The organism is Burkholderia sp. TSV86 (assembly GCF_001522865.1).
Lineage (GTDB): Bacteria > Pseudomonadota > Gammaproteobacteria > Burkholderiales > Burkholderiaceae > Burkholderia.
The window spans coordinates 92617-110396 of the sequence record NZ_LOWB01000078.1 but is presented as its reverse complement, the minus strand read 5'-3'; the positions used below and the strand labels follow the sequence as shown (position 1 = coordinate 110396).

Below are 17780 nucleotides of genomic sequence, written 5' to 3'. Positions count from 1 at the left end.
TACCGATGGCCGTGCTCAGGCGTGCGTTCGACGCGACAGCACGCTGCGCGGAACCGCTATCCTCCGGCACACGCGCCGCTCGAGCGCCGGCCGACCAATGTGGGTCAGCCATCGAAGGCTTGTCATGGATGCCATGAGAAAAACATGAGAGAAACTCATGGCGCTGAGAATGAAGATCCGTGACATCGTGCCACGGGCGCGCAAGCGAGTGCCGCTCGCGCGCGATTCGGATCCGATCAATGTCCCTGCTTGGCCGCTGCAACCGTCGAGCGAAGCATCAAATAGCGCTGCTTGGTCGTGCCGTCCCCCGTGATCAGGCCGAACGGGCCGCGGCTGTTCGGGTTGTCGTACATTTCGTACCAAGCAAAACCGATCAGGTTGTACTGCGACTTGGCCGCGACCAGTTCCGGAATCGTCTTCTGGATATACGCGTTGGCCTGCTCGTCGGTGTTATCAGGATCGACACCGACTTCCGTGAACACAATCGGCAGGTTGTACGTTTTCTTCAAGCGGTCGAGCACATTGTAGATACCGCCCGTCTTCGCATAGGCGTGTTCGAAATCTCCGCCGTTCGAATACCAGTGCCATTGGATTGCATCGGGCGAGATCTTCGGATGGCCGGTCGAGCCGTCAGGCTGCGTGCCCGACATCAACGCGTCGAGGAAGCCGAAATTCAGCCAGCCCGTCGACGCGTTCGCCATCAGGATCGTCTTGCGTTGCGTATCGACCGAGCGCCAGCCGTCGAGCGAGCCGCGCAGCGCGCCGCGCCAGATCGGGAACGTCGTGTTGTCGAAATCGGACGGATTGAGACCGTCGCCCTTCACCGGCGCATTGTGCCAGTCGGTATCGAACTCGTTGCCGAACTCGACCACCGGAATGCCGTCAAGCCGCCTCGCCGCATAAGCCGCAACCCGGTACGCATACGCATAGGCGCTCTGTTCGGTTGGCTGTGCGCCGTGGAGCGACGGATCGTCGTATGGGTACGCCGAGATCATCGGCAGCACCGTCACATTCGTGCCCAGCGCGGGCATGACCTTGTCGACGAGCAGATCGATATGCTCGGGGATGTACACGTCCTGCCGGAAAAAGCGCATGCCGAGATCGGTGACATGCATGGCTTGCGAGTTGAGCGGCATCGACATGTAGATGCCGCCTTGCATGTAATGGCCGTTCACGCCGAAGAAAGGCAGTGTCGACGCGAGAATCGACGCGGCCGCCGTGCCCGCGGGCGGCGTCGTCGCCGATGAACCGGACGATGTCGACGAACCCGATGAAGACCCCGACGCGGAACCCGTCGAGCCCGACGACGTTCCGGAACCGGCCGCCGTCCCGGACGATGCCCCGCCTTGCGTGGTTTGCTGGGCGACAAACTTCGTCGTCGATCCGCCGTCTTCGCCGCCGCACGCACTCAGCACGCACGAGACGAACAGCATGCCGATGAATTTTCGCCATCGAGACATGGGCACATGCGCATCCGCTTGCGCAAGAGCACCGATATGCTCCATCGTTGAACTCCTATCTAAAAAATAGGCGCTCATTCTATGGGCGCAGACCCAGAGATAGATATCGCATTCGGTAAGCACATGTAAAAGATTGCTACTTATGCGTTCAAAATCGTGCAATCAACCAGCAAGTTCGGTTAATTCCATCTCCATATTCGCCAATAGCAGCCATTCCAACCGGCCGGCGGCCATATTGCGCCGCATTTTCCATTGCCGAATTGCTTTGGATTCTTAACTATCAGGCAATATTAATCCGCTCAAATGAAAAACCCCCGAAAGCCGGAACGGATTCCGGCCTTCGGGGCGAGGTACGGCTGCGCGGCGCGCTTTACTTGCCGCCGATGCTCTTAAGCGGCTTCCACTCACCCTTCTCGACCTTGTAGATCGTGATGCCGCCGTTCTTCAGGTCGCCCTTTGCGTCATATGCAATGTGCGTCGACGTGACGCCTGCCATGTCGGTCTTCGCAAGCAGCGGCAGGTACTTCGCCGGATCGGTCGAGTTCGCCTGCTTCATTGCGTTGAACAGCGCCATCGCGCCGTCATACGCATACGGCGAATACGTCTGCACGTCTTCGCCGAAGCGCTTCTTGTACTTGTCCGCATACGCCTTGCCGCCGGGCATGTCGGCGAGCGGCAGGCCGGCGAGCGAGGCGATCGAGCCCTCGGCGGCGTCGCCGGCGATCTTCAGGAAGGTCGGCGTATGCACCATCTCGCCGCCCATCAGCGGCGCCGTGATGCCAAGCGACTTCATCTGCTTGGCCATCGGCGCCGCTTGGGAATCCGCGCCGCCGTAGTAGACGAGGTCCGGCTTCACCGATTTCAGCTTCGTCAAAATTGCCTTGAAGTCGACCGCCTTGTCGTTCGTGAACTCGCGATCGACGATCGTCGCGCCCGCCGCCTTCGCCGCCTTCTCGAACTGGTCGGCAAGACCCTGGCCATACGCGGTGCGATCGTCGACGATCGCGATCTTCTTCATGCCCAGATCCTTCGCCGCGAACGTGCCCGCCACCGAGCCCTGCTGCGTGTCGGACGTCATCATCCGGAAGGTCGTCTTGTAGCCCTGCTGCGTATATTCAGGAGCCGTTGCCATCGCGATCTGCGGAATGCCCGCGTTCGCGTAGATGCGCGAAGCCGGAATCGTCGTGCCCGAATTGAAATGGCCGAGCATGCCCTTGATGCCATCGTCGACGAGCTTCTGCGCGACCGTCGTGCCGGTGCGCGGGTCGGCCTGGTCGTCCTGCGTGTCGAGCACGAATTTCACCGGCTTGCCGCCGATCACGGGCTTCGTCGCATTGAAATCCTCGATCGCGAGCACGATGCCGTTCTGCATGTCCTTGCCGTAATGCGCCTGTGCGCCCGTCATCGGCGCCGCGAAACCGATCTTGACGTCATCCGCGTGCGCCGTCCCCGCCAGCGACATGACCGCAACGAACGTTGCGCCTGCCAGCTTTTTCATCGTGTGTTGCATAGTTTCTCCTATACCAGGGTAAATGGAGCGGCTTCGGATTCACCTTGCCGCTTCCGTTTATTGAGGCGATTGGCAGGGCGTGCTCAGCCGATCGTCATCAAATTCGCGTTGCCGCCCGCCGCCGCGGTGTTCACGCTGACCGAGCGCTCGGTGAGCAGCCGCTCGAGCGCGTAATCCTCGTCGCCGTTGTCGAACGCGCCCGCCGCTACGCCCTGCACCGAGACGATCGGGCCGGGGCGTTGCGCAACCTCCTTCACCAGCGCGAGCAACTCGTCGCTGTCGCCTTCGAACAGCACGGCGTCGAACTGCGCGTCGGCCTGCTTGCGCACGCTCACGTGCGCCTTCAACGGCGCGGGCAGCGATGCCGCGAGCGCTTCGCCCGCCGCGCCCGCGAACAACGCGCGATTGCCGGTGGCAAGCACGGCCGCGAGCTGCGCGAGCGCGCCGCGCTTGGTCGCCGCGATGCACAGCACGGTGCCGCGCGGGCCGAGCGTATACGTATTACGCTCGCCCGTCGGGCCGGCGAGCACCGCGGTCGCACCCGCCAGCACGTGCGACAGATAGCCGTCGCAGCGCGCGGCAAGCACCGGCTCACGCTCGTCGAGCAGCCAATCGCGCAGCGCGGTCAACGCGGCGCACGGATTATCGCTCGACTCGCCCCCGGGCAGCGCATCGGCCACGAGCGACGCTTCGAGTGATCTCGGCAAGCCGGCCGGGCGCGTCGCGAGCAAGCGCTGCAAATAGAGCGCGCCGCCCGCCTTCGGCCCGGTGCCCGACAGCCCTTCGCCGCCAAACGGCTGCACGCCGACCACCGCGCCGATCACATTGCGGTTCACATAGATGTTGCCGACGTGCGCGCGCGCGATCACATGCGCGATGGTCTCGTCGATCCGCGTGTGAATGCCGAGCGTGAGGCCGTAGCCCGTTGCACGGATCTGCTCGAGCAGCTTGTCGAGCTGGCTGCGGCGATAGCGCACGACATGCAGCACCGGGCCGAACACCTCGCGCTTGAGTTCGTCGACACTGCCGATCTCGATGATCGTCGGCGGCACGAACGTGCCTTGTGTGCATGCCTGCGGCATCGGCAGTTGCGTGACCGCGTGCCCCTTGTCCTTCATCGCCGCGATGTGCGTATCGATCGTGTGCTTCGCGTCGGCATCGATCACCGGGCCGACGTCGACCGACAAGCGATCCGGATTGCCGAGCGAAAGCTCGCGCATCGCGCCCTTGAGCATTTCGAGCGTGCGATCGGCGACGTCGTCCTGCAGGCACAGCACGCGCAGCGCGGAGCACCGCTGGCCGGCCGAATCGAACGACGATTGCAGCACATCAGCGACCACCTGCTCGGCGAGCGCCGACGAATCGACGATCATCGCGTTCTGCCCACCCGTCTCGGCAATCAGCGGAATCGGCTTGCCGTCCGGATCGAGCCGGGAAGACAGCGTCTTGTTGATGAGGCGCGCGACTTCGGTCGAACCGGTGAACATCACCGCGCGCGTGCGGGAATCGGCAACGAGCGTCGCGCCGACCGTCTCGCCGTCGCCGGGCAGCAGTTGCACCGCGCCCGCCGGCACGCCGGCTTCGCGCAGGATGCGCACGGCCTGCGCGGCGATCAGCGGCGTCTGCTCGGCCGGCTTGGCGAGCACCGTGTTGCCGGCCGCGAGCGCCGCGGCCACTTGGCCCATGAAGATCGCGAGCGGGAAATTCCACGGGCTGATACACACCACGGGGCCAAGCGGGCGATGCGTATCGTTCGAGAATTCGTCGCGGATCTGCGCCGAGTAATAGCGCAGGAAATCGACCGCCTCGCGAATTTCCGCGATCGCGTTCGGCAGCGACTTGCCGGCTTCGCGCACGATCAAGCCCATCAGCGTGTGCATCTGCGCTTCGAGCAGATCGGCCGCGCGCGCGAGACAATCGGCGCGCGCGTCGACGGGCGTTGCCTGCCAGATCGGCGCCGCCGCAACTGCATGCGCAAGCGCCGCGCTCACTTGCTCGGGCGTCGCATCGCTGACCGTGCCGACCACGTCGCGCAAATCGGCCGGATTGCGCACGTCGCGCGGGCTCGCGTCGGCAAGCGCCTCGTCGGCGAGCATCGGCGCCGCGCGCCACGGATGATGCGCGCTCGCGAGCAGCGCCGACGATAGCGACGCGAGCCGATGTTCGTTCGACAAATCGAGCCCCATCGAATTGACTCTTGTGGCGCCGTACAACTCGCGCGGCAGCGGGATCTTCGGATGCGGCGCGCCGAGCGGCACGATTTTCGCGGCCTCTTCGACCGGATCGGCGACCAATTCCTTCACCGGCACCGATTTGTCGGCGATCCGGTTCACGAACGACGTGTTCGCGCCGTTCTCGAGCAGGCGCCGCACGAGATACGCGAGCAACGTCTCGTGCGTGCCGACGGGCGCGTACACGCGGCACGGGCGATTCAGCTTGTCGCGGCCCGTCACCTCCTCGTAAAGCGGCTCGCCCATGCCGTGCAGGCACTGGAATTCGTACTGGCCGGGGTAGTAATTCTGGCCCGCGAGGTGATAGATCGCGGACAGCGTGTGCGCATTGTGTGTCGCGAACTGCGGATAGACCGCGTCGGGCGCGGCGAGCAGCCGCTTCGCGCACGCGAGATACGACACGTCGGTGTAGATCTTGCGCGTGTAGACCGGATAGCCTTCGAGGCCGTCGACCTGCGCGCGCTTGATCTCCGAATCCCAATACGCGCCCTTCACGAGCCGCACCATCAAGCGGTGGCGGCTGCGGCGCGCGAGATCGATCAGGTAGTCGATCACGAACGGGCAGCGCTTCTGATAGCCCTGCACGACGAAGCCGATACCGTTCCAGCCCGCGAGATCCGGATCGAAGCACAGCGCCTCGAGCAGATCGAGCGACAGCTCGAGGCGATCGGCCTCTTCGGCGTCGATGTTCAGGCCGATGTCGTAGCGGCGCGCGAGCCGAGCGAGCGAGCGCACGCGCGGCAGCAGCTCGCTCATCGTGCGCTCCTGCTGCATGCGCGAATAGCGCGGATGCAGCGCCGACAGCTTGATCGAAATGCCCGGCCCTTCATAGATGCCGCGCCCGCCCGCCGCCTTGCCGATCGCGTGGATCGCCTGCTCATACGACGCGTAGTAGCGCTGCGCATCCTCTTCAGTCGTGGCCGCCTCGCCGAGCATGTCATACGAATAGCGAAAGCCGCGCGCCTCGTACTTGCGACTGTTCGCGAGCGCCTCGGAAATCGTCTCGCCAGTGACGAACTGCTCGCCCATCAGCCGCATCGCGATATCGACGCCCTTACGGATCAGCGGCTCGCCGCCCTTGCCGATCAGCCGCGTGAGCGCCGACGACAACCCCGCTTCGCTGTTCGTCGTGACCAGCTTGCCGGTAATCATCAGCCCCCAGGTCGCCGCGTTGACGAACAGCGATGGCGCATGGCCGACATGTGAGCGCCAATCGCCCTTGCTGATCTTGTCGCGAATCAGCGCATCGCGCGTGGCGCGATCGGGAATGCGCAGCAGCGCCTCGGCAAGACACATCAGCGCGACGCCTTCCTGGCTCGACAGCGAAAACTCGTGAATCAGCCCCTCGACGCCGCCGCCCGAATTCTTCTCGCGCAGCGCTTCGACAAGGCGCGCGGCCAGCGCCTGCACGTCCGCCGACAGATTCGCGGGCAAGCGCGCCTCACCGATCAGGAACGGCACGCATTCCGGCTCGGGCCGGCGGTATGCGGCCGTGATCGCCGCGCGCAATACCGACTGCGGCTGCACGCTCTGCGCGAATTCGAGGAACGGGTGGGGTGCGCCGTCTTCGTCATGCTCCGGGTGGATGTCGGACACATCCGCGCCCCCCGCGTGGCCGGATAACTCCGGCGGCAGTTGGCCGTGTTCGATCCGCTCGAGATACGCGAAGATTGCCTGCTTGATCAGCCAGTGCGGCGTGCGCTCGAGCCGCGATGCCGCGTCTTTCAGACGCGAACGAAGCAGGTCGTCGACTTTGACGCCCAAAGTAGTGCTTGCCATGATCTTTTTTCTGCGCCGGCTCGATGCCGGTCAAGGACGTTAAAGATCGCAAAATCCTAAGGCACCCAATAAAAAGGTGCAACCAAATTACCCGATCGGTTGCACCTGTCAAAAACCATTATTTATCAATGGTTTGATAAATGATATAAATGGTTAGTTTATGTTTGGCGCATCGGGATTTTCCCTGATCCTGTCAGTTTTGACGGGTCGATTTTCTCGGCAAACTGGCGTGATATCGAGGGCGCGCACCCGCAGCCTTGGGACGCGAAGGAGAAAAAGATGGATGAATGGATCGTGATCAGCATCGTGCTCGCCGCTTGGGTGGTGTGCGCAGCCATATTTGTAAGTCGCGCGTCGGCAGTGTTCTTCCAGGCGTTAGGCGATCCGCGCGAGGCCGGCGGCGGCAAGCGGAAAACCACTTGGCACGCCGGGCTACGCCAGGCCCACGAATAAGCCGGCGCGGGCCGCGCCGTCAGATATCGAGCGGGTCAACCTCGACGCTCCAACGCAATACCCCCTTCAGTTCGCGCAATCGCGGCTGCCAGGCGTGCAATGCGCGCTGAAGCGCCGCGCGAGACGCACTCTCGACCAGCAACTGCGCCCGATGAACGTTCGCCACCTTGACGATCGCCATCGGAACCGCGTCGTAGACCGTCGCGCGATCCGCTCCCGGCAACGGCGCAAATGCGTCGGCCGCCTGCCGCAGAAATCCGAGCGCCGCCTCGAGCGTGCGCGCTTCGGCGCGCAGCAGCGCCTGATAGACGAAAGGTGGCAGATGCGCATCGCGCCGTTCACCGAGCGTCGAGTTCGCGAAGCCGACGTAATCGTGCCGCGCCAGCGCGTGATAAAGCGCATGGCGCGGATAGCGCGTCTGAATCAGCACTTCGCCCAACAATCCGGCGCGGCCTGCGCGGCCGCTCACCTGCATGAGTTGCGCGAACAACCGCTCGCTCGCCCGGAAGTCGTGCGAAAACAGCGCGGTATCCGCATTCAGGACCCCGACGAGCGATACGCGCTGGAAGTCGTGTCCCTTCGCGATCATCTGCGTGCCGATGAGGATATCGACCTCGCCTGCGTGCACATCGGAAAACAACGCCTGGGCGCTGCCCTTGCGGCGCGTACTGTCGGCGTCGATGCGCAGGATGCGCGCGCCCGGCACCGCGAGCGCGAGCGTTTCCTCGACGCGCTGCGTGCCGCGCCCGAGCGGCGCGATATCCACATTCCCGCATTCGGGGCACGAATGCGGAATCCGCGCCTCCCAGCCGCAATGATGGCAACGCACCGCACGCTCAGGTTTGTGCATGACGACATATGCGCTGCAACGGGGACAACCCGCGACCCAGCCACACGCGTCGCAGGCCAGCGCCGGCGCATAGCCGCGCCGGTTCAGGAACACAAGGCTCTGCTCGCCGCGCTCGAGCCGTGCCTTCAGGGCCGCGACCAGCGGCCCCGACAAGCCGCCCATGGACGCACGGCCGCGCCGCCGTTCCTGCTCGAGATCGATGAGCGTCACCGTGGGCAACGCGGCGTCCGCGATCGCCCGCTTTGACAGCGTGAGCCGCCTGTAGCGTCCCTGTTCGGCCTGCCACCAGCTTTCGAGCGACGGCGTCGCCGAGCCGAGCACGACCGGAATCGCGAGCTGCTTCGCGCGCCACACGGCGAGATCGCGCGCCGAATAGCGCAACCCCTCCTGTTGCTTGTACGCGGGCTCGTGCTCCTCGTCGACAACGATCATCGCGAGCCCCGGCAATGATGCGAGCACCGCGAGGCGCGTGCCGAGCACGATTCGCGCATGGCCCGTGTGCGCGGCAAGCCAATGCCGCGCACGCTCGCCTTCGGCGAGACCGCTGTGGAGCGTGACGATCGCATCGGGCGGCAACGACGCCGCGAACCGCGCGCGGAACGCCGCTTCGAATTGCGGAGTCAGGTTGATTTCGGGTACGAGCACGAGCGCCTGTGCGCCAGGCTGCTGATCGAACAGCGCTGCGAGCGCGCGCAAATAAACCTCGGTCTTGCCGCTGCCCGTCACGCCATGCAGCAGGAACGGCGCAAAACCGGCGGCCGACGCGATCGCGTCGACCGCTTCGGTCTGCTGGTCGGTCAGCTGGGGCGGCCGTACAACCACCGGTGCGCGGCTCTCCGGCATCCAGTTATCCACAGGATGCGCGCCGGCATCCGCGGCCGCAATCTCGTCGCACGCCGCCCAGCCTCGCGATTGCCAATCGTCCAGCACCGCGACGGCCTTCGGATGCAGCGCGCGCACATCGGCAAGCGATAGCGACGGCGCGCCGGCAAGCGCCACCGCAAGCCGGCGCAGCGCGGCCGCGCGCGCCGGCAACGCATCGGGCAGCGTCGCGCGCCCGGCGTCGATGAGGCGGTAGCGCCGCTCGGGCGCGAGCAGGCGCCCCCAGCGCGACACATCGCGTAACGCTTGCGGCAGCGCAGGCAACGCAACTTCGCCGAGCCCGCGCTGGTAATAATCGGCGGCGAACGCCGCCAGATCAAGCCATGACGCCGAAAGCGGCGGCAGTTCCGCGCATACGGCCTCGACTGTCTTCAAGCGATCGGCGGGAACGTCGCTGTGAGCGGTTACTTCGCAGATCAGCCCGACCGCTTGCCGCTTGCCGAACGGCACCTGCACCAGCAGGCCGGGCACGGGTGGAATAGCGCCACGGTAGCGGTAATCGAACAGCGTCGGCAGCGGGTGATCGAGCGCGACGCGCACGAACGCGTCAGCCATCGGCGCCGCACCGGCCACGCAGCGTCGACCCGGCGGATTCGACAGGCCCGGCACCCATGTCGTCCGCAAAGTTAAAGTAAAACATCACTTTCGACGCTAAGTTTTGGATTCTCATTAAGAATCGCGGCAAGGCCGCCGAATCTGTGGATAACTTTGTTGAGAACTTGTCCGCCAAGACCGTGGTTAGGCGCTGCGACCGGCCATCCGCCACGTTGGCCGAATCGGTCGGCCCAGTCGCTCAGCCTTGTCCGATAAGGCTGCTATCCGATTGCAGCTGCCATAGCACGACATATTTACCGACGCCTCTGTCTTCCGCGCTGCAACGTCGAAAATGTGTATAAGTCAAGTCTTGACAATGGTAAGAGGCTCTTCCGGCGGACGCTTGCGCCCTGTTTCGACGCCCGCGCCCCCGCCCGCCGCAAATCGATTTGCGGCATTGCGCAACCTCCAATATTTCCGGTCACATCGCCGTGCCGCGCATCGCGCGGCTATGGCAATGCACTTCGTCGACAAGCTCCGCGACGTGCTCAGGCGGCGTGAATTGCGAAATCCCATGCCCCAGATTGAACACATGCCCCGGATGATTGCCGTAACTGTCGAGCACCGCGCGCGCTTCGGCGCGAATCGTCTGCGGCGGCGCGAATAGAATCGCCGGATCGAGATTGCCCTGCAGCGCGACGCGGCCCGCCACCCGCTCGCGCGCACGGCCGAGATCGACCGTCCAATCGAGCCCAACCGCGTCGACGCCCGTCGACGCGATATCCTCGAGCCACAAGCCTCCGCCCTTCGTAAATGCGATTGCCGGCACGCGCATGCCGTCGTGCTCGCGCTTGAGGCCGGCGACGACGCGGCGGATATAGTCGAGCGAGAAGCGCCGGTAGGCGCCATCGGCAAGCGTGCCGCCCCAGGTGTCGAAGATCATCACGGCCTGCGCGCCCGCTTCGATCTGCGCGTTCAGATAAGCGGCCACCGCCTGCGCATTGATCTCGAGAATCCGGTGCATCAGATCCGGGCGGGCATACGCCATCGTCTTCACGGTGCGGAAATCGTCCGAGCCGCCGCCTTCGACCATATAGCACGCAAGCGTCCAAGGGCTGCCGGAAAAGCCGATCAACGGCACGCGCTGGCGGCCCTGGCCGTCGGTCAACGCGCGGCGGATCTCGCGCACCGCGTCCGTCACGTAGCCGAGCGTCGCGCCTATGTCCGGCACCGCGAGCTTCGCGACGTCGGCTTCCGTGCGCACTGGCCGGGCGAACTTCGGCCCTTCGCCTGCGGCGAAATCAAGGCCAAGGCCCATCGCGTCGGGAATCGTCAGGATGTCCGAGAACAGAATCGCCGCGTCGAGCGCATAACGCTCGAGCGGCTGCAACGTGACTTCCGTCGCGTAATCCGGGTTCTTTGCGAGGCCGAGGAAGCTGCCGGCCCGTGCGCGCGTCGCGTTGTACTCGGGCAAATAGCGGCCCGCTTGTCGCATCAGCCAGATCGGCGTGTAGTCGGTCGGCTCGCGCAGCAGCGCGCGCAGGAAGGTGTCGTTGATCAGAGTCTGGGCCACGATGGGGGCAACGGAGCGAAACGTAATCACGCATTTTACCGGAGCCCGCGCCGCGCCAAGCGTTCGCCGCCCGGCACGCGGGTTTCCCGGAGATGGCGATAGGGCGCCCGCGGCCGCTTCGCTATGATCTGGCGTCCGGGCCGCGTGCCCGAAATCAGGAGACACGATGAAAAAGAATCGATTGCTGTTCGCGCTCGCCTGCGCGGCCAGTCTCGCCCACGCGCAAATTACGCCGCCGGCCGGCGTGGGCGGACGAGCGGGCGCGTCGCGGCTCGACGACGTGCTTGCACGCGGCACGCTGCGCATCTGCACAACGGGCGACTACAAGCCATACACCTACCGGCGCGAAGACGGTGAATACGAAGGCATCGACATCGACATGGCGGCATCGCTCGCGAAATCACTCGGCGTGAAGGCCGCCTTCGTGAAAACCACGTGGCCGTCGCTGATGGACGACTTCATCGCGAAATGCGACATCGCGATGGGCGGCATCTCGACAACGCTCGAGCGGCAAAAACGCGCATTTTTCACGGCTGCATACGCCGTCGACGGCAAAACGCCGATCGTGCGCTGCGCGGACGTCGAGCGCTATCAAACGATCGCGCAGATCGACCAGCCGCACACGCGCGTCATCGTCAATCCCGGCGGCACGAACGAGCGCTTTGCGAAGCAGTATTTCACGCACGCCCCAATCACCGTTTATCCGGATAACGTCACGATTTTCAAGCAGATTCTTTCGGGTAATGCCGACGTAATGGTGACCGATGCGTCGGAGACACTGCTCCAGCAAAAGCTGAATCCGGGGCTCTGCTCGGTGCATCCGCGCAAGCCGTTCCAGTTCGGAGAAAAAGCGTATTTGGTGCCGCGCGGCGACGTCGTGTTCCAACAATACGTCGATCAATGGTTGCATCTCGCGCGTGCGACGGACGAGCTTCAGACGGTGACAGACAAGTGGCTCAAATGACAATTCGGTATGCGAACCAACGCATCTCCACGCCGCGCGCCGCCGGCGCAATCTCGATATAGCGGCCGGCGGCCGCGCCCAGCCCCGCCGCGAGCGTCTTCGCGACGCTTGCCGGCTCGCTCGGCGCGCGTGGTCCGGCAAGCCGGCGGCCGCAGTTACCGCGCACGTTTCAAAATTTTTCTGAGATTGTCGCGTGATCTTATCAAAGCAATTCAGATGCATGTTTAAACATGTCTGGCAGCCTTATCAGGCAAGACCGGCCCTTCGTAAAAGCAGCATGGATAGCCCTGAAAATACCCTTTTCCGATTAGGTAAAAATGACCGATTACACTTCTTTCAAAATAGCAAAAAATCCCGCAAAGCCTTATCCGGCGGGGGTTACAACCTGAAACACTTTGTTACCGCGATCCCAGGGTAATTCGCCCACAATGCCTCTCACGGTTTCAACACGGATGCGGTCTCCGGTGCGGCGTGTGAGCGGACATCAAGCACGAAAGAGCCCGTCGGTTTTTTACCGAATCCCTTCTTAGGGGCATCCTTGTTGAAGTCGTCGTCGGTGCCGGAACACCGATGCTCTTCACCCTTGGTCTCCTCGCGCTAACCCCGTAGCGTGTGGTTTTTAGCGGGCTCATGAGCCCGCTTTTTTTCGTCTGTAGAAAGCGTGCGCGGCGCTCGGCCGCTTGCATCACGCCGTTTTTACCACGCTCAGCGCCAGTTCGGCGATCATCCGGTCGCGCATCACGAACTTTTGCGCCTTGCCCGTCACTGTCATCGGCAACTCGTCGACGAAGCGCACGTAGTGCGGCACCTTATAGTGCGCGATCTGGCCTCGGCAAAATTCGCGCAATTCGTCGTTGGTCATCGTCTCGCCCGCGCGCAGCACGATCCATGCGCATACTTGCTCGCCGTATTTCGGGTCGGGTACGCCGAACACCTGCGCGCTCTGAATCTTCGGATGACGAAACAAAAATTCCTCGATCTCGCGCGGATAGATATTCTCGCCGCCGCGAATCACCATATCCTTCAGTCGTCCGACAATATTGCAATAGCCTGCGTCGTCGAGTGTCGCGAGATCGCCGGTACGCATCCAGCCGTCGACGATCGCCTCGCGCGTTCTTGCCTCGTCATCCCAATAACCCAGCATCACCGAATAGCCCCGCGTGCATAGCTCGCCCGTCGCGCCAACCGGCACGATCTCGCCCGACGCATCGACGATCTTCGCCTCGAGATGCGGCTGGATACGCCCGACCGTCGTCGTGCGCTTGTCCAGCGGATCCGTCGTCGCGCTTTGAAACGACACGGGGCTCGTCTCCGTCATCCCGTAGGCGATCGTTACCTCCGACATGTGCATGCTCGCGACCACGCGCTTCATCGTCTCGATCGGGCACGGCGAGCCCGCCATGATGCCGGTGCGCAGCGTGGAGAGATCGTAGCGGCCAAATTCCGGATGATCGAGTTCGGCGATGAACATCGTCGGCACGCCCTGCAGCGCGGTACAGCGTTCGTCGCACACCGCCGCGAGCGTCGCCCCCGGTTCGAATGCCGCGCCCGGAAACACCATCTTCGCCCCCGCCGATACACACGCGAGCACCGACAGCACCATCCCGAAGCAGTGATACAGCGGCACCGGAATGCACATTGCGTCGGCTTCGGTGAGCCGCATCACCCGCGCGATCGCAATCGCGTTATTGACGATGTTGTGGTGCGTGAGCGTCGCGCCCTTCGGATTGCCGGTCGTGCCGCTCGTGAACTGGATATTGATCGGCTCACGCGAACCGAGCGTCGCGCCGATCGCCTCGAGATCGACCTGCGCCCGCTCGCGCGCCGTGCGGCCGCTCGCCAGCACGTCGGCAAAGCGCAGCATCCCGGCTGGAGCAACATCGGCCATTGCAACGACCGCCCGCAACCCCGGCACCCGCTTCGCGTGCAATGCGCCGCCTGCGCAACTCGCAAGCTCGGGCGCGATCTCGGCGATCATCTCCACATAAGCCGACGTCTTGAAGCGCTCCGCCGCGATCAGCAGCTTGCAGCCGACCTTGTTCAACACATATTCGAGCTCGGCAAGCCGATAGGCGGGATTCACGTTGACGAGCACGGCACCAAGACGCGCGGTCGCGAATTGCGTGAGCAGCCATTCAACACGATTCGGCGCCCAGATTCCCACGCGATCGCCCTTCTCTATGCCGAGCATCGCCAAGCCTGCGGCGAGTACATCGACTTCGTCCGCAAATTCGCGCCAACTCCAGCGCACGCTCTGCTCGCGAAACACCACGGCCGGGCGATCGGGAAAACGCGCGGCGGTATCGTGCAAAAATTGTCCGACCGTCGCCTCGGAAAGCGGCACGTCGGTCGCACCGCGGACATACGACAAACCGTTCACAGGCGCGATCAATGCATCCGTGCGCGATGATGCGGTCATAGCGTCTCCTGGGTTGTAATCGATGCATGCAACGAATCATTCTGGGCTCTGTCGCCTCACTCTGACATCGATTGTTACCCGCAAGGAAAAATCGCACGAACGGACGAAAAAAAAGCAGCCCGAAGGCTGCTTTTTTATGCGGAAACGGCGAACGTCAATGTTTCGCGCGAATCTTCGCCAAACGCTGAATCGCTTCGAGCTGCGCCATCGCGGTCGCAAGCTCCGACTGCGCCTTCGCGAGGTCGAGATCCGACTTCGCGTTCTGCAGCGTCTCTTCGGCGCGCTTTCTCGCTTCCTCGGCCTTCGCCGCGTCGAGATCCTTGCCGCGGATCGCGGTGTCAGCGAGCACCGTGACGGCGCCCGGCTGCACTTCGAGAATCCCGCCCGCGACGAACACGAACTCGTCGTCGCCGCTTTCAGCCTCGATGCGCACCGCCCCCGGACGAATCCGCGTGATGAGCGGCGTATGGCCCGGCAAAATGCCCAGCTCTCCCGCTTCACCTGGCAGCGCGACGAACTTCGCCTGGCCCGAGAAGATCTGCTCTTCCGCGCTGACGACGTCTACTTTGATGGTTGCCATATCGACTCCTGTCGATCGGAGCAAGCGCCAAAGCGCTTATCCGATCCCATGCAAGGCGCGGTTGAGCGTACTGCGCGAGCACCCGTGCGCGAAACGCCACCGCACGGATAGCGTTCGCGAACGCATCGGCGCCCGCTGCGTTACACCCGACCTTTATTGGATCTTCTTGGCCTTCTCGAAGGCTTCGTCGATCGTGCCGACCATGTAGAACGCCTGCTCCGGCAGGTGATCGCACTCGCCATCGACGATCATCTTGAAGCCGCGGATCGTTTCCTTCAGCGGCACATACTTGCCCGGCGAGCCTGTGAACACTTCCGCGACGTGGAACGGCTGCGACAGGAAACGCTGGATCTTACGCGCGCGCGCGACCGACAGCTTGTCTTCCGGCGACAGTTCGTCCATGCCCAGAATCGCGATGATGTCGCGCAGTTCCTTGTAGCGCTGCAGCGTCTGCTGAACGCGGCGCGTGATCGTGTAGTGCTCTTCGCCGATCACGTTCGGGTCGATCTGGCGCGACGTCGAATCGAGCGGGTCCACCGCGGGGTAGATACCGAGCGACGCGATATCACGCGACAGCACGACCGTTGCGTCCAAGTGGCCGAAGGTCGTAGCCGGCGACGGGTCGGTCAAGTCATCCGCAGGAACGTACACGGCCTGCACCGACGTAATCGAGCCCGTCTTCGTCGACGTGATGCGCTCCTGCAGCTTGCCCATTTCCTCGGCCAGCGTCGGCTGATAACCCACCGCGGACGGCATCCGGCCAAGCAGCGCCGACACTTCCGTACCGGCCAGCGTGAAACGGTAGATGTTGTCGACGAAGAACAGCACGTCGCGGCCTTCGTCGCGGAAGTGCTCGGCCATCGTCAGGCCAGTCAGCGCCACGCGCAGACGGTTGCCCGGCGGCTCGTTCATCTGGCCGTACACCAGCGCGACCTTGTCGAGAACGTTCGAGTCCTTCATTTCGTGGTAGAAGTCGTTCCCTTCACGGGTCCGCTCGCCCACGCCCGCGAACACGGAGTAACCGCCGTGCTCCTTCGCGATGTTGTTGATCAGCTCCATCATGTTGACGGTCTTGCCCACGCCAGCACCGCCGAACAAGCCGACCTTACCGCCCTTCGCGAACGGGCAGATCAAATCGATAACCTTGATGCCCGTTTCGAGCAGTTCGGTCGACGGCGACAGCTCGTCGAACGCAGGCGCTTTCTGATGGATCGAACGGATATGTTCGCTCTCGATCGGACCGGCCTCGTCGATCGGACGGCCGAGCACGTCCATGATGCGTCCGAGGGTCGGCTTGCCGACCGGCACCGAGATCGGCTTGCCGGTATTCTTCACCGTCACGCCGCGGCGCAGGCCGTCGGAGGCACCCAGACAGATCGTGCGGACCACGCCGTCACCCAGCTGCTGCTGGACTTCGAGCGTCAGTTCCGAACCGTCGAGAATGAGCGCGTCGTAGATCTTCGGCATGCTCTCGCGCGGGAATTCCACGTCGATAACGGCGCCGATGCACTGTACGATCTTGCCTTCTACCAAAGCAGCAGTACTCATCGCTTTTCCTTTCAATACCTGATTCTTTACTCGCGCAAAGGCGCAGTTCCCTGAGGCGTCCCGGGCGCGCCGCTTACACGGCGGCGGCGCCGCCGACGATCTCCGACAATTCCTTCGTGATCGCGGCCTGACGGCTCTTGTTGTACGACAGTTGCAGCTCGCTGATCACCGTCTTCGCATTGTCCGATGCGGCTTTCATCGCGACCATCCGAGCCGATTGCTCCGACGCCATGTTTTCCGCCACCGCGGAATACACGAGCGCCTCGACATAGCGCACGAGCAGCTCGTCGACCACCGCCTGCGCATCCGGCTCGTAGATGTAATCCCACGAGGTCGCGGGCGTGCCGTCATTCGCGTCGAAATGTTCAGTCGACAGCGGCAGCAATTGCTCGATTACCGCCTCTTGCTTCATCGTGTTGATGAAGCGCGTGTACGCGAGATAAACCGCCGACAGTTTGCCTTCCGAGTACTGATCGAGCTGGACCTTGACAGCGCCGATCAGCTTGTCCAGGTGCGGCGTGTCGCCGAGATGCACGACCTGCGAAACCACCTTCGCGCCGAAGCGGTTCAAAAAGCCGAGACCCTTGCCGCCGATCGCGGTCGCCTCGACCTTATGTCCCTTGTCGCCGATTTCCTTGAACTTCTGTACGGCCGCGCGCAGCACGTTCGTGTTCAAGCCGCCGCAGAGGCCCTTGTCGGTCGTGACGAGGATGACGCCCGCGGTATCGGCACCTTCGTTCGCCACCATGAACGGGTGGCGGTACTCCGGGTTCGCGCGGCTCATGTGCGCGGCGATTGCGCGGACCTTGTCGGCATACGGACGGGCCGCGCGCATGCGTTCTTGCGCGCGGCGCATCTTCGATGCCGCCACCATCTCCATCGCCTTGGTGATCTTGCGCGTGTTTTGCACGCTCTTGATCTTGCCGCGAATTTCCTTCATTCCAGCCATTGCTTGCTCCTTGACCGAAGCGGGGCGGGGCACTATGCGGCCCGCGCC

Annotated in this window: 12 protein-coding genes; 2 read left to right on the top strand and 10 right to left on the bottom strand. The window is 63.6% G+C overall.

The genetic code is table 11. The annotated features are described in order from the left end of the window. Positions 1 to 236 precede the first annotated feature (236 nt). The 3 genes from WS68_RS14575 to putA all read right to left on the bottom strand — a co-directional run bounded on the left by WS68_RS14575 (position 237) and on the right by putA (position 6980). A complete protein-coding gene (locus WS68_RS14575) occupies positions 237 to 1505 on the bottom strand; it encodes a beta-glucosidase (RefSeq protein WP_442857167.1) in 1269 nt (422 codons plus the stop codon). Between the two features lie 325 nt (positions 1506 to 1830). Beyond that, on the bottom strand, positions 1831 to 2970 hold the full coding sequence (locus tag WS68_RS14570; RefSeq protein ID WP_059571477.1) for a branched-chain amino acid ABC transporter substrate-binding protein: 1140 nt from the start codon (positions 2968 to 2970) through the stop codon (positions 1831 to 1833). 83 nt (positions 2971 to 3053) lie between these two features. Continuing rightward, positions 3054 to 6980, bottom strand: a complete 3927-nt coding sequence (gene putA / locus WS68_RS14565; RefSeq protein ID WP_059571476.1) for a trifunctional transcriptional regulator/proline dehydrogenase/L-glutamate gamma-semialdehyde dehydrogenase — start codon at positions 6978 to 6980, stop codon at positions 3054 to 3056. 279 nt (positions 6981 to 7259) lie between these two features. On the opposite strand from putA, the gene WS68_RS27675 reads away from it, so the two are divergent. Then, entirely contained in the window at positions 7260 to 7433 is a 174-nt protein-coding gene (locus tag WS68_RS27675; RefSeq protein WP_156429514.1) for a hypothetical protein, read from the top strand. Between the two features lie 19 nt (positions 7434 to 7452). Here the strand turns inward: WS68_RS27675 and WS68_RS14560 are convergent, their stop codons facing one another. Both WS68_RS14560 and hemE read right to left on the bottom strand, forming a co-directional pair. Then, positions 7453 to 9720 carry a primosomal protein N' gene (locus WS68_RS14560; RefSeq protein WP_059571475.1) on the bottom strand — a complete coding sequence of 756 codons (2268 nt, stop codon included), beginning with the start codon at positions 9718 to 9720 and terminating at the stop codon, positions 7453 to 7455. A 460-nt stretch (positions 9721 to 10180) separates the two neighbouring features. Continuing rightward, on the bottom strand, positions 10181 to 11272 hold the full coding sequence (hemE, locus tag WS68_RS14555; RefSeq protein WP_059571474.1) for a uroporphyrinogen decarboxylase: 1092 nt from the start codon (positions 11270 to 11272) through the stop codon (positions 10181 to 10183). A gap of 166 nt (positions 11273 to 11438) precedes the next feature. On the opposite strand from hemE, the gene WS68_RS14550 reads away from it, so the two are divergent. Further along, positions 11439 to 12236 carry a transporter substrate-binding domain-containing protein gene (locus WS68_RS14550; protein WP_059571473.1) on the top strand — a complete coding sequence of 266 codons (798 nt, stop codon included), beginning with the start codon at positions 11439 to 11441 and terminating at the stop codon, positions 12234 to 12236. On the opposite strand, the gene WS68_RS28380 is transcribed toward WS68_RS14550, so the two are convergent. From WS68_RS28380 to atpG, 5 genes are all read right to left on the bottom strand, one after another. Then, entirely contained in the window at positions 12229 to 12402 is a 174-nt protein-coding gene (locus tag WS68_RS28380) for a hypothetical protein (RefSeq protein WP_197419608.1), read from the bottom strand. The two genes, WS68_RS14550 and WS68_RS28380, sit on opposite strands and share 8 nt — an antisense overlap. A 519-nt stretch (positions 12403 to 12921) precedes the next feature. Further along, positions 12922 to 14655 (bottom strand): AMP-binding protein, encoded by a 1734-nt coding sequence (locus tag WS68_RS14545; RefSeq protein ID WP_059571472.1) that lies wholly within the window; start codon positions 14653 to 14655, stop codon positions 12922 to 12924. A gap of 154 nt (positions 14656 to 14809) precedes the next feature. Then, on the bottom strand, positions 14810 to 15235 hold the full coding sequence (locus tag WS68_RS14540) for a F0F1 ATP synthase subunit epsilon (protein ID WP_059571471.1): 426 nt from the start codon (positions 15233 to 15235) through the stop codon (positions 14810 to 14812). A 153-nt stretch (positions 15236 to 15388) separates the two neighbouring features. After that, positions 15389 to 16783: a F0F1 ATP synthase subunit beta gene (gene atpD, locus WS68_RS14535; protein ID WP_059571470.1), complete on the bottom strand. Its 1395-nt coding sequence runs from the start codon at positions 16781 to 16783 to the stop codon at positions 15389 to 15391. A gap of 73 nt (positions 16784 to 16856) precedes the next feature. Next, the gene (gene atpG, locus WS68_RS14530; protein ID WP_059571469.1) at positions 16857 to 17732 is read right to left on the bottom strand and encodes a F0F1 ATP synthase subunit gamma; all 876 of its coding nucleotides are present in this window, start codon (positions 17730 to 17732) and stop codon (positions 16857 to 16859) included. Positions 17733 to 17780: the final 48 nt, after the last annotated feature.

Excerpts from the sequence above, each read along its gene's own strand:
- WS68_RS14575 (WP_442857167.1), bottom strand. The coding sequence starts at position 1,505 with ATGGAGCATATCGGTGCTCTTGCGCAAGCGGATGCGCATGTGCCCATG.
- WS68_RS14570 (WP_059571477.1), bottom strand. The coding sequence starts at position 2,970 with ATGCAACACACGATGAAAAAGCTGGCAGGCGCAACGTTCGTTGCGGTC.
- putA (WP_059571476.1), bottom strand. The coding sequence starts at position 6,980 with ATGGCAAGCACTACTTTGGGCGTCAAAGTCGACGACCTGCTTCGTTCG.
- WS68_RS27675 (WP_156429514.1), top strand. The coding sequence starts at position 7,260 with ATGGATGAATGGATCGTGATCAGCATCGTGCTCGCCGCTTGGGTGGTG.
- WS68_RS14560 (WP_059571475.1), bottom strand. The coding sequence starts at position 9,720 with ATGGCTGACGCGTTCGTGCGCGTCGCGCTCGATCACCCGCTGCCGACG.
- WS68_RS14550 (WP_059571473.1), top strand. The coding sequence starts at position 11,439 with ATGAAAAAGAATCGATTGCTGTTCGCGCTCGCCTGCGCGGCCAGTCTC.
- WS68_RS14545 (WP_059571472.1), bottom strand. The coding sequence starts at position 14,655 with ATGACCGCATCATCGCGCACGGATGCATTGATCGCGCCTGTGAACGGT.
- WS68_RS14540 (WP_059571471.1), bottom strand. The coding sequence starts at position 15,235 with ATGGCAACCATCAAAGTAGACGTCGTCAGCGCGGAAGAGCAGATCTTC.
- atpD (WP_059571470.1), bottom strand. The coding sequence starts at position 16,783 with ATGAGTACTGCTGCTTTGGTAGAAGGCAAGATCGTACAGTGCATCGGC.
- atpG (WP_059571469.1), bottom strand. The coding sequence starts at position 17,732 with ATGGCTGGAATGAAGGAAATTCGCGGCAAGATCAAGAGCGTGCAAAAC.